Consider the following 15,177-nt stretch of genomic DNA (forward strand, 5'->3'; position numbering starts at 1 on the left):
TGGGTGGGGGGTGCGGGGTCGTGGGCCGGTGCGTCAGCCCGTCGCAGGGCGGGCATACGGCCCTTAGCTGGTACAGGGTGCGGGTTCTCCGAGACCGGAGCTACGCGACGGGCATAGGACGCACCGGCCCACGACCCCTCCCGCCGGAGGGAGGGCGCGGGGTTCGTCGGGGTGCGGGCTCCCCCCGGGGCGGGCTCGCCCGGGGCGCGGACTTGCTCAGGGCGCGGGCAGGCGCAGGCTTTTCAGGGGCGCGGGGCTGTATCGATTTGCGGCTCCGCCGCGATGGGGGTCCCCCCCCCGCTCTGGGGGTCCCCCCAGGCCCTTAAGGCACTGGGGGAGCAGCCGAGAGTGGGGGAGCGACCAGCCACGACGAACCCGCACTCGCCCGCGAACCCCAACTCCCCGCCCCGTGGGCGCCCCGCTGAACCGCCGGAGGTAAAAAGTTCGGTCCAGGGTTGAGCCGCCCGCCTCAGGGCTACGTATGGTCTGTTGAGGGGCGAACTGTCGGTTCGGTGAGAGGTGGCGGAGAGCGATGGCTCACGGTATGCGGATGGATACGCACTCCGGTTACCTCGACGGTGGAGGCAGGGACTGGCGGGACGCCGCCACCCGATACGCCCTGCTGCCGCTGCGTGTCTTCCTCGGCGTCACCTTCATCTACGCGGGGATCGACAAGCTCACCGACAGCGCGTTCATGTCGGAGGCCGGTTCCGGTTCGATCGGCGACATGATGCGCACGGTGCGCGACTCCTCGGCCATCCCGGAACTCGTCGACCTGTCCCTCAAGAACCCCGTCGGCTTCGCCTATGCCATCGCTTTCGGCGAGCTCGCCGTCGGCATCGGCACCCTGATCGGATTGTTCGCCCGGCTCGCCGCGTTCGGCGGTGCCATGATCTCCCTCAGCCTCTGGCTCACCGTGAGCTGGCCCTCGGACCCGTACTACTACGGCAACGACCTCCCCTACCTGATGGCCTGGCTCCCCCTCGTACTCGCCGGAGCGTCGGTGTTCTCCATCGACTCGATGCTGCGATCACGACGAAGGCAGCGAGCCGGCGCCTACTAGGCCCGACCAGGGCCTCCGGCTCAGGCCCAGCTCTTCCAGCTTTTAGCTCCGCGTGGGCGCCTCCCGTGTCTCCCGGGAAGCGAGGCTCTTGCGGCGGTGGCGTATCGCATGTGTCACCGTGCCCGCTGCTGCGGCCAGGCACAGGCCGCCGGTGACGAGAGGGATCACCGCGAACCAGGGGGTCTCCCAGAGCCCGCCCGCGTCGCCGGCGTAGATGATGCCGGTGAGCGTGAGGAAGACGCCCGCTATCAGTCGGCCGGGCTGGAAGTCATGACGTAGCACGGGCCACCTCCGCCTGTCCGACGCCGACCTCGAGGGTGAGGTCGAGCGTGCCGCCGTTCTTGGTGTTGCTCGTGGGCTTGAGGGTCCGTTCCTCATACTTGCCGGGGGCCACGTCCACGTCCTGCTTTCCGTCGCCGGGGAACTGGATGTCGCCGACGCCCACGTCGACGTTCAGCTTCACGGTCGCGTCGTCGGGCACGACGACCTTGAGCTGGCCCATGCCCACCTCGACGCTCGTCGTCAGGGTCTGGCCCTTGGCGAGGTCTATCCGGGTCAGATCCAGCGTGCCGACGCCGGTGCCGAGTTCGTACGTCGGCCGTACGTCCGCCGCTACGGCGGGCGTCCAGTTCGTGCGCACCCAGTGCGTGCTGATGTCCTTCGGGAGTGCCGCCGAGCAGGCCAGCAGGACCGCGGTGATGATCGCGAGGAAGACCGATCCCGCCCCCGTACGCCCCAGGAACGCGCTGACCGCTATGCCTGTGCCGAAGACGATGAGGGCGCTCGCCAGGCCGGCCTGGAGACTGGTGCCCAGCGCGTGGTCGTCCCAGGTCGCACCGGTGCCGAGGACGCCCGCCAGCAGGGCGAGCAGGAACACCCAGCCGCCGATCCAGCGAGGGCCGCGTGGCTTCGGCTCGCGCGTCCGTATGTCCGGGCGGTAGTTGCCCTGCGCGATATTGACCGCCGCCGCGATGTCCCGGTCCCGGGTGTCACCCGGGCCCCACAGATAACCTGTGCCCCCCACATGCGTGCCGTCCTTGACGATGGGGTCGCGCCACCAGGAGGAGAAGGAGTCGGGGACGGGCGGTGCCTGTGCCTCCGGTGGTGCGTCGGCCGCCGCCTGCGCGGCTAGCGGGTCGGGGCCGGGGGCGCCGCGCTGCCGCGACCAGTAACCGGCGCCCGCGAGAACCAGCGCGAGCGTGGTGGCGAAGGTGAGCACCCCGCCGTTGCCCAGCATGGACAGGAACACCCCGCAGCCGACCAGCGCGAAGAGCACGGCCGTCAGCGCCTGGCCGTCCACGCGGCCGGTGAGCAGCTTGCGCAGCTCGTTCTCGTCCTCGTCGTCGTAGGCCACGAACAGCCAGGCGAAGCCGTAGAAGATGAGGCCGATGCCGCCGCTCGCCGAGAGCACCGCGAGCCCGATGCGGAAGATCACCGGGTCCATGTCGCACTGCCGCCCGAGCCCCGCGCACACGCCGCCCAGCATCTTGTGCCGCCGGTCGCGCCGGAACTTGTGCGGGACCTCGGGCACGACCGGATCCCCGGGCGCGGGCGGGCTCCCGTGCGCGCGCGGTTCCTCACCCGCGGTGGCCGGGGCGCCGACGGCGGGCACCGTGTCCCGTGGCCCGGTGGGCGAAGCCTCGCCGGGGCCCGGGCCGGAGCCGGGTCCTGGACCCGTCGCGGCGTGCGTGTGATCTGTCATGTGTCCATGGTGACGGCCGCAGCGGTCCGGCGGCAGTCGGGACGACCCTGGACGAACCCTGAAATCGTCCCCGAGACATCGGGCCTTGATCCCCGAGGCGCCCGGTGCTTCGAAGATCAGGGGAGTCTCGGGGGTCGACCCTGATGTCCTGGCCCGCCTCGCGTGTGAATATCGATGGCATGCCGGAAGTCGCAGCTGTTCCCGTCGAGGACCCGCGGCCGCCGCGCAAGCTCTACCGCAGCAGCGACGGACGCTGGCTCGGTGGCGTGGCGCGGGGGCTCGCCGGGCATCTCGGTCTGCCTGTGGTCTGGGTGCGGCTGGTCTTCGTCGGACTGTTCATGGCCGAGGGCCTCGGGGCCTTGCTGTATGCGGCGTTCTGGTTCTTCGTGCCGCTCGGCGTCGGAGGCGTGGACACCGGGCGGCCTCCGGCCCTCGCCACCGAGACCTCCACCGACGGGCGCCGCAGACTCGTCGCCCGCAAGCCCGACAAGGGCCAGATCGTCGCGCTGCTCGCGATGGTCGTGATCGCCCTGATCTTCGTCGGCAATGTGGACCTGAGCGGCGGGACCAAGGCGTATCTCTGGCCCGTCGTCCTCGTCGGCGCGGGCGTGGCCCTGGTCTGGCGCCAGGCGGACAACGCGCGGCGGGCCCGCTGGATGGAGGTAGGCCGCCACCGGCGCACGCTTACGCTGGCCCGCTCAGCGGCCGGAGTCCTGCTGGTCACCGTGGGCGTCTCCGGGATATTCGTCCTCCAGGGCTCCGCCGCCCACCTCGGCTCGGTGTTGCAGGCGGCGCTCGCGGTCCTCGTCGGCATAGCACTGCTCGCCGGCCCCTATCTCGTACGCATGACTCAGGACCTCTCCGAGGAGCGGCTGATGCGTATCCGTGCCCAGGAGCGGGCGGAAGTGGCCGCCCATGTCCACGACTCGGTACTGCACACCCTGACGCTGATACAGCGGAACGCGGAGAACGCGGGCGAGGTCCGCCGCCTCGCCCGCGCCCAGGAGCGCGACCTGCGCAACTGGCTCTACAAACCGGAGGGCACCGGCAAGGACGAGGCCGACGAGCCGGACACCCTCGCTGAGGCGGTCCGGCGCAGCGCGGCGGAGGTGGAGGACAAGCACGGCGTCCCCATAGAAGTCGTGGTCGTCGGCGACTGCCCGCTCGACGAAAGAATCGGAGCCCAGATGCAGGCCGCGAGGGAAGCGATGGTGAACGCGGCCAAGTACGGTGGCGAGGGCGGCGCGGTGCAGGTCTACGCCGAGGTCGAGGGCAGGACGGTCTTCGTGTCCGTCAGGGACCGCGGCCCCGGCTTCGACCTGGACGCGATACCCGCCGACCGCATGGGCGTCAGAGAATCGATCATCGGCCGCATGGAGCGCAACGGCGGCACAGCCCGGCTGCGCGCCGTGCCGGACGGCGGCACGGAGGTCGAGCTGGAGATGGAGAGGGCGGAGACATGAGCGAGGCGAACGAGCCGACCGGGACGGTCGAGCCGGGCGATGGCGGGGCCGCCGAGCCCGACGCCCCGGCGGGCACACCCGATGCGGCGGACGCCGGGCCCGGTCGGCGGGTCCGCGTGGTCCTCGTCGACGATCACCGCATGTTCCGTACGGGGGTCCAGGCGGAGATCGGGCAGACCGAACGGACGGGTGTCGAGGTGGTCGGAGAGGCTGCCGACGTCGACCAGGCCGTCTCGGTCATCACGGCGACACGGCCCGAGGTCGTCCTCCTGGACGTGCACCTTCCGGGCGGCGGCGGTGTCGAAGTCCTGCGCCGCTGCGCCGCGTTGATGGCGGATGCCGAGCAGCCCGTACGGTTCCTCGCGCTGTCCGTCTCCGACGCCGCCGAGGACGTCATCGGCGTCATCCGGGGCGGTGCGCGGGGCTATGTGACGAAGACCATCACCGGCACGGACCTCGTCGACTCCGTCTTCCGCGTCCAGGACGGCGACGCGGTCTTCTCCCCGCGCCTGGCCGGCTTCGTCCTCGACGCCTTCGCCTCCACCGATGCCCCGCCCATCGACGAGGACCTCGACCGCCTCACCCAGCGCGAGCGCGAAGTTCTCCGCCTCATCGCCCGCGGCTACGCCTACAAGGAGATCGCCAAGCAGCTGTTCATCTCGGTGAAGACGGTGGAGTCCCACGTCTCGGCGGTCCTCAGAAAGCTCCAGCTGTCGAACCGCCACGAGCTGACCCGGTGGGCAACGGCACGACGGCTGGTCTGACCGTCAGTCGCGAATCACACCACCCGCGTAGCTCCCGCGAACGGCATCTCGTCCAGTGGGGCCAAGCGGACCGGGGCCGAAGGGTTGGGGGCGTGGATCATCTGGCCGTTGCCCACGTAGAGGCCCACATGGCTGATGCTGGAGTAGAAGAACACCAGGTCACCGGGGCGGAGTTCGGAGCGGGGGATGCGCTGGCCGGCGTCGATCTGGGCATACGTCGTGCGAGGCAGCGAGATCCCCGCGGAGCGGTACGCGGCCTGCATGAGGCCCGAGCAGTCGAAGGCGTCGGGGCCGGTGGCGCCCCATACGTACGGGCTGCCGAGCTTGTCGTACGCGTACGAAATCGCAGCCGCAGCCCGGGAGTTGGGAGCCGCGGCGGTCGAGCCCGCATCCCGCGGGGCGGAGCGTGAGGCGCGGGCCGTGGCGGCGTCGTCCGCGCCGATCCGGGCGCGCTGTTCGTCCGTCAGGCGGGACAGGAGCCGCCGGGCTTCGCCCAGCTTTCCGGTGACCGTCTTCTTGTGCCGGTTCAGCGCCGCCTGCTGGGACTTGAGCGAGGCCAGCTCGACATGGGCGGCCCCGCGCAGCTGCTCGATCTCGCGCAGTTGGCCGCGTACGCGCGAAACTGCCGAGGCCTGTCGGCTGCCGGCGCGTTCGGCGAACGCGGCCTCGTCCAGGTACTGATCGGGGTCCGAGGAGAGGATGAGCCGCAGCGCGGGGTCGAGGCCACCGTCCCGGTACTGCGCGGCGGCCACCGAACCCAGCGCGTCCCGCTCGGAGTTGAGCCGCTCCGTCCGGCGGGCGGCCTCGTCCTGGAGGGAGTCCACCCGGTCCTCCGCCTTGTCGGCCTTCTCCTTCGCCCCGTTGTACTTCTCGGTGGCGACCTCCGCCTCCTGGTACAGCTTGTCGACCTTCGCTCTCACCTGATCCGGTGTCAGCCGCGGCTCGGCGTGCCCCGCCCCGTCGAAGGAGGTAGCACTCGCCGCGCCCGCGAGCGCGATCGTGAAGGCTGTGCGGGCCGTATTGCCGCCGAGCGAGCGCTGTCTTGGCTTGCGGTGCGCTGCCACCTGGACACACTTCCTTCCCGAAGGGGAACTTCCGTACGACCGCGGAGCGATGACGCCCCTGGCGTCCGGCGGCGGCCCGCACAGGGGGAGCGGGCCGCCGCCGGATCTTCTCGGCGGTGATGCCCGGCTGCCGCCCCTGGCCCGGGCGGCGGTGGGGAGCCGGTCACCTGGGGAGGGACGCTAAACCTGAGAGGGCGGGCTTGGTGACGCCATGTACGGAACTGTCGGGACTGAGCCGTGCGGTGACCGTATGTGACCGTGATCCCGGCCTGGTGCCGTCGAGTTGGCGCGGGGCGTTGATCGATGCGGGGGTTGTGGAGGACCGGGCGGCGCGGCGGTGCTATGGGTCCGTCAGCGTCTGTCGGGGTCCGTCAGTCTCCGCAGTACGGGCTCCGCCCAGGGGCGCGGGGCGGTGTGAGGCCGTACACGAGCCCCCGATTAAGCTCCGGCTTCATGGACGTACTCATCCATCTCTTCGTCGGCCTGCACATCATCGGTATCGCCGCACTCCTCGGCGGCTTCCTCACCCAGATGAAGGCGATGGGCGAGGGCACGGCCCGCTTCGGGCCCGCGATGCTCCACGGCGCGTTCACGATGCTCGTCACGGGCGTGATCCTGGTCGGCCTCAACCAGGCCGACGACCAGACGGTCAACAACATCAAGATCGGCGTCAAGCTGGCGTTGCTGATCGTGATCCTGGGCCTCGTGTATGTGAAGCGGGACGAGGAGAAGGTGGAGAAGGGCCTGTTCGGGCTGGTGGGCGGGCTGACCATCGCGAACGTCTTCATCGCGGTGCTCTGGACCTGACGGGCCTTGGAGAGCCGTAAGAACCGCCCCTTGAAGAGCCCCAAAAAGGGCTCACGCGCGCGTGCATCCCAAAAAGGGGTCCACGCGCGCGTGCCTCATGCCGGGCGGACCACGCTGTGGATCGGCATGTAGTAGATCGACTCCTCGCGGACGTACGCACCCGGCTTCGGGGCGTGGATCATCATGCCGTCGCCGAGGTAGAGGCCGACGTGGCTGATGTCGTCGTAGAAGAAGACGAGGTCGCCGGGCTGGGCGCTGGCGACCGAGACCTGGGTGCCGATCTTGACCTGGTCCCAGGTGGTGCGCGGGAGGGTGACGCCGGCGGCCTTCCAGGCGGCCTGGGTGAGGCCGGAGCAGTCGTAGGAGTCGGGTCCTGACGCGCCCCAGACGTACGGCTTGCCGGTCTGGGAACGGGCGAAGGCGAGCGCCTTCTCGCCCTTGGCGGTCGAGGTGCCCGCGGAGCTGCCCGTGCCGGTCGAGGTCCCCGCGCCGGTGGAGGGCGCGGGAGTCTGCTGGGCCTGCTGCTGTTGGCGGCGCTGTTCCTCCGCGGCCTGCTGCTGCCGCGCCAGCTCCTCCGCCTTGCGCTGGGCCTCCTCCCGCTTCTCCCGCTCGATCGCCGCGAGCCGCGCCTTCTCCTCGGTGGTCAGCCGCGAGAGCAACTGACGCGCCTCGGCGAGCTTGCGCTGAACATCCGCCTTGGACGACTTCAGGGTGTTCTCGGTCTTGGTGAGCGACTGAAGGCTCTCGGAGGCCTCCTGACGCCGCTGCGTCATCTCGGACTGCTGCGTCGCGTAGTCCTCGACGGCCTGCTGCTGACGGCTGGTCAGCCGGTCCATCAGCTGGTTCTGGTCGAAGTAGTCCTGCGGGTTGTCCGCGAGCAGCAGAGACGCGGTGTCAGGGGCGGCGGCGCCCGTGCGGTACTGCGCGGCGGCGAACGTACCGAGCTCCTCGCGCGCCTCGTTGAGCTTCTGCGTGCGCGAGGCCACCTCGTCAAGGAGGTTGTCGGCCTTCTTGCGCTGCTTGCTGCTCTTCTCCTTGGCGCCGTTGTACTTCTCGGTCGCCGTCTCCGCCTGCTGGTAGAGGTCGTCGACCTTCTTCTGGACTTCGTCGAGGCTGGGCTGCGGCTCCGCGGAGGGCGAAGCGTTCGCGGTCTGCGACAGGAGAGCCACCGAGGTGAGAGCGGCGGTGGCGAGGGCAGGGGTACGTATGCCCTTGGGACTGGACGACCGCGCTTTGCGGTGTGGCGCCACGAAGGCGACTCCTTCCGTGCTCCGCCTACCGAGTTAGCTGTCGGGTTCGGGCGTGTGCTTCGGAAGGTTTGCCCTACGGTCCTTGTCCCCTGAGGGAGTTGGACCGATTCACCCCAAAGGTCGGTGGGTCCCCGGCTCCGGGCGGCCACGAGGGCGTTCCGGACTCGGCGGGAGCCGCACGGCCCGGCGACGTTCGCCGGTGGGGGTCGAGCGGCCCACTGCGAAAGCTAACCAACTCGTGTGGCTCTTGTGAAGGTTGATGAGCGAATTGTCCGATACGTTTTCGTGACCTTAGCCTCAGGTGCCATGATCCGTCGCCGACCGTGACGGGACGGTCCTGGAGGGTGAGAGAAATCCCGGCAGGCTCCCGGCAGGGTCGTACCGGCCGAGTTCTCAGGGCGGCGGCGAGGTGTCGGTGGGGGAGCCTAGACTCGGAGAGCGATGAGCAGCCTCTTTGATGACAGCTTCCTGGCGGACCTCAAGCCCTCGCGGGACCACGAGGAAGAACCCCCGCCGCCGCCCGAGGACGAGCACGTGCCGGAACAGGTTCCGGACGATCTGTTCGGCGGGAAGTTCGACGTGCCGCCGGACCGGGAGGCCTACTACCGCGATGGCGCCCCGCGCCCCCACGTGGACGCGGCCACGCTCCTGGAGGGGCTGAACGACAACCAGCGCGCGGCGGTCGTGCACTCCGGCTCCCCCCTGCTCATCGTGGCCGGCGCCGGCTCCGGCAAGACCCGTGTGCTCACACACCGGATCGCGTACCTGCTCGGCGAGCGGAATGTGCATCCGGGCCAGATCCTCGCGATCACCTTCACCAACAAGGCCGCGGGCGAGATGAAGGAACGCGTCGAGCACCTCGTCGGCCCGCGCGCGAACGCGATGTGGGTGATGACCTTCCACAGCGCGTGCGTCCGCATCCTGCGCCGGGAGTCGAAGAAGCTCGGCTTCACGTCCTCGTTCTCGATCTACGACGCCGCCGACAGCAAGCGCCTCATGGCCCTGGTCTGCCGCGACCTGGATCTCGACCCGAAGCGCTTCCCGCCCAAGTCGTTCAGCGCCAAGATCTCGAACCTGAAGAACGAGCTGATCGACGAGGAGGACTTCGCCGCCCAGGCCTCCGACGGCTTCGAGAAGACCCTCGCCCAGGCCTACGCGATGTACCAGTCGCGGCTGCGCGAGGCCAACGCCCTCGACTTCGACGACCTGATCATGACCACGGTCAATCTCTTCCGGGCCTTCCCTGACGTCGCCGAGCACTACCGCCGCCGCTTCCGCCACGTGCTCGTGGACGAGTACCAGGACACGAACCACGCGCAGTACGCGCTGGTGCGTGAGCTGGTCGGGCCCTCCGGCCCCGAGGACGACCCGGGCGAGCTGTGCGTCGTGGGCGACGCCGACCAGTCCATCTACGCCTTCCGCGGCGCTACCATCCGCAACATCCTCCAGTTCGAGGAGGATTACCCGGACGCGAAGACGATCCTCCTGGAGCAGAACTACCGCTCCACCCAGACGATCCTCACCGCAGCCAACGCGGTCATCGAGCGCAACGAAAGCCGCCGCCCCAAGAACCTGTGGACCAACGCGGGCACGGGCGCGCGCATCACGGGCTACGTCGCCGACACGGAGCACGACGAGGCGCAGTTCATCGCCGACGAGATCGACCGGTTGACGGACGCCGGTGAGGCGAAGGCGGGCGACGTCGCCGTCTTCTACCGTACGAACGCCCAGTCCCGTGTCTTCGAGGAAGTCTTCATCCGCGTCGGCCTGCCCTACAAGGTCGTCGGCGGCGTCCGCTTCTACGAGCGCAAGGAAGTCCGGGACGTCCTCGCGTACTTGAGAGTTCTCGCCAACCCGGAGGACTCCGTACCGCTGAGGCGGATTCTCAATGTCCCCAAGCGAGGCATCGGCGACCGGGCCGAGGCGATGATCGACGCACTCGCCTCGCGGGAGAAGATCAGCTTCTCGCAGGCGCTGCGCCGCGTCGACGAGGCGTATGGCATGGCGGCCCGCTCGACGAACGCCGTCAAGCGGTTCAACACGCTGATGGAGGACCTGCGGACCGTCGTCGAGTCGGGCGCGGGCCCAGCGACCGTCCTGGAAGCGATCTTCGAACGCACCGGCTACCTGGCCGAGTTGCAGGCCTCCACCGACCCACAGGACGAGACCCGCATCGAGAACCTCCAGGAACTCGCCGCCGTGGCCCTGGAGTTCGAGCAGGAGGCCGGTGAGGGCGAGGCGTCGGGCGGGCTCTCCGACTTCCTGGAGCGGGTCGCGCTCGTCGCCGACTCCGACCAGATCCCGGACGAGGAAGAGGACGGCTCCGGCGTCATAACGCTGATGACCCTCCACACCGCCAAGGGCCTCGAATTCCCCGTGGTGTTCCTGACCGGCATGGAGGACGGCGTCTTCCCACACATGCGCGCCCTCGGCCAGACCAAGGAGCTGGAAGAGGAGCGGCGACTCGCGTACGTCGGTATCACGCGCGCGCGGGAGCGGCTGTATCTGACGCGGTCCTCGATGCGCAGCGCCTGGGGGCAGCCCTCGTACAACCCGCCGTCCCGATTCCTGGAGGAGATCCCGGACACACATCTGGAGTGGAAGCGGACGGGTTCCATGGGAGCGGTGGCCTCCGGCCCTGCGGCGGGCGTGGCGGCCTCTCTGTCGTCCTCCCGCTCGCGGTCGGCGGCCTCGGGCGCCTCCGGCTTCGCGACGCGGCGGGGCGGGGCCACGGAGAAGCCGGTGGTGTCGCTGGCGGTGGGGGACCGGGTCACCCACGACCAGTTCGGGCTCGGCACGGTGGTCGGCGTGAAGGGCACGGGGTCGAACGCGGAGGCGACGATCGACTTCGGGGACACCAAGCCGAAGCGGCTGCTGCTGCGATACGCGCCGGTGCAGAAGCTGTAGCCCTGCGGGGCTTGGCGGCCCGCGGCGGGGCGGGTCGGTTACGTCGGGTTGAGGCCGTGGCTGCGGAGCCACGGCAGAGGGTCGATCGCGCTGCCGCCGCCCGGGCGTACCTCGAAGTGGAGGTGCGGGCCCGTCGAGTTGCCGGAGTTGCCGGAGAACGCGATCGGGTCGCCGGCCTTCACCTCGGTCCCGGAAGCGACCTTGTAGGTGGAGAGGTGGCAGTACCACGTCTCCGTACCGTCCTTCGCGGTCACGATCGCCATGTTCCCGTACGCGCTGTTCCACTCCGTACGGACGACGCCGTCGGTCGCGGCCATCACCGTCGTGCCGTACGAGACGGGGAAGTCGATGCCCGAGTGCACGGACATCCAGTTGATGCCGGCCTGGCCGTAGTAGGCGCTGAGCCCGCGCTGCTCGACCGGCAGCGCGAACTTCGGACGCAGCCGCTCCTTGCGCGCCGCCTCCGCCGCCGCCCGTTTCTTCTCGGCCTCCTGCTGGGCCTTGAGGTCGATCCGCTCCTGTGTACGGCTCGCCCGGTCGGCGAAGTCGTCCGCGTCCGCGGTCAGGCTCTCGAGCTGGGTGTCCAGCTTGTTGTTGGCGGTCGCCGGCTGCACGGCGGTCGTGCTGGCCGCGGCCGTCGTCTCGTTGCTCTCGTTCCCGTTCCCGCTGCCCACGGATGCCGCCGCGATCCCGGCCACACCCATCACACACGCGGACGGCACGGCGACCGTCAGCAGAGCGGAACGCTTGGGCGGGGTACGGCGACGGGAGCGGGATGCGGTGCGTGACCCCGAGCGGGGAGCCGGGAGGGTGGCGACGGGGGTGGCAGGGGCGTCCGGGGAGGTCTCTTCGGCGCCGTCGAGGAGAGGGAGTTCGTCGTGGCTGCCGGTGGCGGTGTCGGGGTCCAGGTCGTCGGAAGGGCTGAACTCGTCCTCTATAGAGGCCTGTTGTTCGTACGTGACCTGCTCGAAGATCGCTGTGGCCTGCTGGTCGTACGGCTCGTGTTGCTCGTACGACTCGTGCCGCTCACCGCCGTCGGAGTTCCACGCCGTCGCGTCGTACGCACCCGAGTCGAAGGTCTGCGTGTTCCACTGCTGGGCCTGGCCGATCGGTTCGGCCTGAAGCCAGGCGTTCGCGTCCCACTGACCGCTGACGTCGGGGCCCGTGGACTGCGCTGGGATCCCGGTCAGCCGCTGGTGACCGGAGGTGTCCGTCCAGAGGCCGGTCGCGTCGTGGCTGCCGGTGTCGTACGTGGCGTGGTGCTGGGCCGCGTACGGGTCGTAGTTCGGCGTCGGGTGACCGCTGAACGTCTGGTGACTGCCGGACCACTGCGTGGCGTCGTACGAACCCGTGCCGCCGCTGCCCGGCAGGTCGCCGAAGAGGGGGTCGGTCTCGAAGCTCGTCGTGGCCTCGAAGGGCGTCGCCGCGCAGGCACCCGGTGCACCGTATGTGTCGTAGACGCCGGTGGGCGCCGCGTCAAAACCGGTGGCGGTGTAGGCGTCGTACGTGGTGAAGTCGCCGTACTGGATCCCCTGCTCGCCATACGACGCGAAGTGCGTCGAGGCGGCTTCGGGAGCCGCGGCCGGGGGCGCTACGGTCCCCGACGGGTGACGGTCGTTCACCAACTTCTCTTTCGCCTCGACGACAGGGGCGCTGGCAGAGCAGTGCGGTGACTGTACCCGGCGGTACGCGGGCGCGACAATCTTCGGCTTCCATCCCCCGTTCAGGAAACGGGCATTCAGCTGCCTTTCGGCGGACTGCGGGCGCGACTTTGGCCTTTCGTACGAAGAGTGTTCGACGGCGTGGGGGTGTTTCCGGGTGTTCGACCGGCGCCCGGGAGCGTGTTGCGACTACGCCACGGTCAGTCCGCCGGCGCGGGCGGCGGCGGGAACTCCCGCCGTCTCCTCGAGGTCGAGTGCCTGCCGTATGCCGGCCGCGACCGCTGGGTGCACCGGCAGGGCGAGGTGACCGATCCCACTCACCCGTACGTTCTGTGTGAGCAGGTCAGGGTGCTCGACACAGGCCGTCTCCAACGGGTCCATCAACTGGTCTAGATCGCTCCAGAAGCTCACAAACCGGGTCCGGCAGGCCGGTGCGGGCTCGCGCAGTTCCTCGAGCACGGTGGAGCCGGGCCGCATCTGCCGCACGATCGGATGCGCGTTCATCAGCGGCACCACGCGCGTGCCCGAGTGCGGTGTGCCCAACGTCACAAGCGTCCGCACGCGGATGTCGCCGCCCAGACGCTGCACGTAATAACGCGCGATCAGCCCGCCGAGGCTGTGGCCGACGACGTCCACCTCCTGTTGACCGGTGCGCTCGCAGATCTCCTCTATGTGCCGGCCGAGCAGCTCGGCAGCGGTACGTATGTCGCAGGTCAGGGGGGAGTAGTTGAGCGACTCGATCTGTTGCCTGCCGTGCTGCGCGAGGGAGCGGCGCAGCAGCACGAACACCGAGCGGTTGTCTATGAATCCGTGGAGGAGGACGACCGGGGGCTTGGACTGGGTGGGCAGGCGAGTGGCCTCGGCGTCACGGTCGGTCTCGGTCGCGGTCCCAGCGGTGAGGTCGTCGGGTGCGCGGCGAGGCCTGGGGACTGAGGCGGGGACGAGGGTGGGGGAGGGCGAAGTGGCGCCCTGGCGGCGTTCTTGGGTGATGCCCGTGGGATAGAGGATCAGGTGTCCCGCGAGGATCGCGACCTCAAGGGCCGTGGCTTTCAGGAGAGTCAGCGAGAGTCCGGCCAGTCTGTTGGGCAACAGTCGTTGACAGAGCGGCAAAAGCGGATAAAAGGGCAGTACTGCCCTGGTGACCTTCATGGCCGACCTCCCGTCGGCGCACGGAAGGACGGCCTTGTCCCCCGTGTGCCCTCATGGGAAACCGCCGACGAGAGCAACGACGGTGCACGGGTGGCGTTTATCACGTCCGTGGAACGACGGGGCCTCCCGTCGTCGTGCATTCGCCGATATGCCGCACCATCCGGCCGCGTGGCTGGCGGCGCGGAGGTGCAGCGACCTCGTGGCGGCTCCCCTTGCGCCCGGCCCGGCTGTGGCCCATGTGCCCCAGGGTGCGGGATCGGTGCGCGGCGAACTTGTCCCATCGTGTGATTTCCCCCTCGGTCTCCACCGCGAAACTGCCGGTTGCGGGATGGTGGCGATAACGTTCGTTCACTCCCCGGCCGACGCGGTGCGGGGTGGCTGTGCCGCTGGGTACACCTGACGTGGGCTGACATGAAGCGGTTGCGACGAGTCGCCGTCGGCGTCCTGAGGTGTTATCAGTCGATACAAGCCGGTGCGGGACGGTAACAGGTTGATTTGGTTTTTTGCTAGATGCGGATTCCTGCAGTCCGGTTTCTCTGGAGATCTTGTCGGTTCATGGAGGCAGCAGTGATGGGTGTGGCATCCGGTCCGATCCGCGTGGTGGTGGCCAAGCCGGGGCTCGACGGTCACGATCGTGGGGCCAAGGTGATCGCGCGGGCGCTGCGTGATGCGGGCATGGAGGTCATTTACACCGGCCTCCACCAGACGCCGGAGCAGATCGTCGACACCGCGATCCAGGAGGACGCGGACGCGATCGGGCTCTCCATTCTTTCCGGGGCCCACAACACGCTTTTCGCCGCCGTCATCGAACTCCTCAAGGAGCGCGAGGCGTCGGACATCAAGGTCTTCGGCGGCGGAATCATCCCCGAGGCGGACATTCCGCCCCTTAAGGAGAAGGGTGTCGCCGAGATCTTCACGCCCGGGGCCACCACGGCGTCGATTGTGAACTGGGTCAGGGCCAACGTTCGGCAGCCGGCGGGGGCGTAGGGCTCCGCCGGGGTGCGGTAGGCCGGGGCTGGGGTGGGAGGGGTTCCTTTTCCCCAGCCCCGCCCCTTCCCGAAGCCGGGGGCTGCGCCCCCAGGCCCCCCGCCAGGGGGTGGGGGGTGACAGTCGTGTCGCGGCTGCGGGTGCGTCGTGGCTGGTCGCGCAGTTCCCCGCGCCCCTGAAAACCTGCGCCTACCCGGGCCCCGGGAAAGCCCGCACCCCCAACCCCCGTCGCTTAGCTCCGGTCTCGGAGAACCAGGGCCTTGTACCAGGCCAGGGTCGTATGCCCGCCCTGCGACGGGCTGACGCACCGGCCCACGACCCCGCACCCCCCACCCACCCCAGGGGCGCGGGGAACGGCGC

Annotated in this window: 12 protein-coding genes and 1 riboswitch; of the genes, 6 read left to right on the plus strand and 6 right to left on the minus strand. The window is 69.6% G+C overall.

What is annotated here, in order from left to right:
* Positions 1-532 precede the first annotated feature (532 nt).
* Positions 533-1,063, plus strand: a complete 531-nt coding sequence (locus OP79_RS46195; RefSeq protein WP_033329205.1) for a DoxX family protein — start codon at positions 533-535, stop codon at positions 1,061-1,063.
* 42 nt (positions 1,064-1,105) lie between these two features.
* Here the strand turns inward: OP79_RS46195 and OP79_RS46200 are convergent, their stop codons facing one another.
* Together OP79_RS46200 and OP79_RS46205 are read right to left on the minus strand one after the other, a co-directional pair.
* Positions 1,106-1,345, minus strand: a complete 240-nt coding sequence (locus OP79_RS46200; RefSeq protein ID WP_033329206.1) for a hypothetical protein — start codon at positions 1,343-1,345, stop codon at positions 1,106-1,108.
* A complete protein-coding gene (locus OP79_RS46205; protein ID WP_033329207.1) occupies positions 1,332-2,765 on the minus strand; it encodes a PspC domain-containing protein in 1,434 nt (477 codons plus the stop codon). The genes OP79_RS46200 and OP79_RS46205 overlap by 14 nt, the downstream gene beginning before the upstream one ends.
* Positions 2,766-2,944: 179 nt before the next feature.
* Here OP79_RS46205 and OP79_RS46210 point away from each other — a divergent pair, with 179 nt between their 5' ends.
* Positions 2,945-4,228 (plus strand): ATP-binding protein, encoded by a 1,284-nt coding sequence (locus OP79_RS46210; RefSeq protein ID WP_106972656.1) that lies wholly within the window; start codon positions 2,945-2,947, stop codon positions 4,226-4,228.
* Positions 4,225-4,992, plus strand: coding sequence for a LuxR C-terminal-related transcriptional regulator (locus OP79_RS46215; RefSeq protein ID WP_033329209.1), 768 nt, complete (start codon positions 4,225-4,227; stop codon positions 4,990-4,992). The genes OP79_RS46210 and OP79_RS46215 overlap by 4 nt, the downstream gene beginning before the upstream one ends.
* 14 nt (positions 4,993-5,006) lie before the next feature.
* Here the strand turns inward: OP79_RS46215 and OP79_RS46220 are convergent, their stop codons facing one another.
* Positions 5,007-6,056 carry a C40 family peptidase gene (locus OP79_RS46220; protein ID WP_033329210.1) on the minus strand — a complete coding sequence of 350 codons (1,050 nt, stop codon included), beginning with the start codon at positions 6,054-6,056 and terminating at the stop codon, positions 5,007-5,009.
* A 453-nt stretch (positions 6,057-6,509) separates the two neighbouring features.
* On the opposite strand from OP79_RS46220, the gene OP79_RS46225 reads away from it, so the two are divergent.
* Positions 6,510-6,863, plus strand: a complete 354-nt coding sequence (locus tag OP79_RS46225) for a hypothetical protein (protein ID WP_033329211.1) — start codon at positions 6,510-6,512, stop codon at positions 6,861-6,863.
* A gap of 95 nt (positions 6,864-6,958) precedes the next feature.
* Here the strand turns inward: OP79_RS46225 and OP79_RS46230 are convergent, their stop codons facing one another.
* Positions 6,959-8,113: a C40 family peptidase gene (locus tag OP79_RS46230; protein WP_033329212.1), complete on the minus strand. Its 1,155-nt coding sequence runs from the start codon at positions 8,111-8,113 to the stop codon at positions 6,959-6,961.
* A 7-nt stretch (positions 8,114-8,120) separates the two neighbouring features.
* Positions 8,121-8,293: riboswitch (cyclic di-AMP (ydaO/yuaA leader) on the minus strand.
* 261 nt (positions 8,294-8,554) lie between these two features.
* On the opposite strand from OP79_RS46230, the gene pcrA reads away from it, so the two are divergent.
* Positions 8,555-11,020 (plus strand): DNA helicase PcrA, encoded by a 2,466-nt coding sequence (pcrA, locus tag OP79_RS46235; RefSeq protein WP_033329213.1) that lies wholly within the window; start codon positions 8,555-8,557, stop codon positions 11,018-11,020.
* Between the two features lie 38 nt (positions 11,021-11,058).
* On the opposite strand, the gene OP79_RS46240 is transcribed toward pcrA, so the two are convergent.
* Complete coding sequence (locus OP79_RS46240; RefSeq protein ID WP_033329214.1) at positions 11,059-12,642, minus strand: M23 family metallopeptidase; 1,584 nt, start codon at positions 12,640-12,642, stop codon at positions 11,059-11,061.
* 228 nt (positions 12,643-12,870) lie between these two features.
* Positions 12,871-13,830: an esterase/lipase family protein gene (locus OP79_RS46245; protein WP_033329215.1), complete on the minus strand. Its 960-nt coding sequence runs from the start codon at positions 13,828-13,830 to the stop codon at positions 12,871-12,873.
* 570 nt (positions 13,831-14,400) lie between these two features.
* Between OP79_RS46245 and icmB the strand changes: the two genes are divergently transcribed.
* The gene (icmB, locus tag OP79_RS46250) at positions 14,401-14,817 is read left to right on the plus strand and encodes a coenzyme B12-dependent isobutyryl CoA mutase small subunit (protein WP_033329216.1); all 417 of its coding nucleotides are present in this window, start codon (positions 14,401-14,403) and stop codon (positions 14,815-14,817) included.
* Positions 14,818-15,177 lie beyond the last annotated feature (360 nt).

The sequence above is a fragment of the Streptomyces yerevanensis genome (assembly GCF_000716805.1).
In the GTDB taxonomy this organism is placed as follows: Bacteria; Actinomycetota; Actinomycetes; order Streptomycetales; family Streptomycetaceae; genus Streptomyces; species Streptomyces flaveus.